Source organism: Roseateles sp. P5_E11, assembly GCF_054049355.1.
The window spans coordinates 1-698 of sequence record NZ_JBFUMO010001155.1 but is presented as its reverse complement, the minus strand read 5'-3'; the positions used below and the strand labels follow the sequence as shown (position 1 = coordinate 698).

1 protein-coding gene and 1 pseudogene are annotated in these 698 nt (G+C 63.8%); both read right to left on the bottom strand.

The window, feature by feature from the left end; all coding sequences use genetic code 11:
- On the bottom strand, positions 1-514 hold a 514-nt coding region (gene ubiG / locus ACXJKR_RS34050; protein WP_457326621.1), incomplete at its 3' end, for a bifunctional 2-polyprenyl-6-hydroxyphenol methylase/3-demethylubiquinol 3-O-methyltransferase UbiG.
- Between the two features lie 74 nt (positions 515-588).
- Positions 589-698 (bottom strand): annotated as a pseudogene (locus tag ACXJKR_RS34045) (outer membrane protein OmpA); the annotation flags it as partial.

Below are 698 nucleotides of genomic sequence, written 5' to 3'. Positions count from 1 at the left end.
GCAGTACGTACTCCGCACCAACGATGGCGAGCAAAAACGACTTGGCGTTGCGATTGAGCGKTGACAGGAAGACCCAGCCGCCGGGCTTGACCAGCGTCGCCAGCGCCCGCACGACCGAGGCCGGGTCGGGCACATGCTCCAACATCTCCATGCAGGTAACCACGTCGAAGCTGGCCGGTTGTTCAGTGGCCAACGCTTCGACAGCGATTTCGCGGTATTCCACGCCTTCGGTCCCCGCCTCCATGGCGTGCAGTTCTGCGACGCGCAGCGGCTTGGTCGACAGGTCGATGCCCAGCACCTGGGCGCCGGCACGTGCCATGGAATCGCTCAGAATGCCGCCGCCACAACCGACGTCCAGCACACGCTTGCCTGCCAAAGGGCAGAGCTGCTGAATCCATCCCAGGCGCAGCGGGTTGATCTCGTGCAGCGGTTTGAAGTCGCTCTCGGGGTCCCACCAGCGGTGGGCCAGTTCGCCGAATTTGGCGAGCTCTTGCGGATCGGCGTTGATCGTCATGACATCCAGAAAGTAGAAAAGCCCCGACGGCGGACCGTGCGGGGCTTTGCGCAAAGCGCCCGAGGGCGCTGAGCTTACTTGTTGCGCGTACCGACGACTTCGATCTCGGTGCGGCGGTTCTTGGCGCGGCCTTCGGTCGTCTTGTTGTCGGCGACGGGCTGCTTTTCGCCCTTGCCTTCGGTGT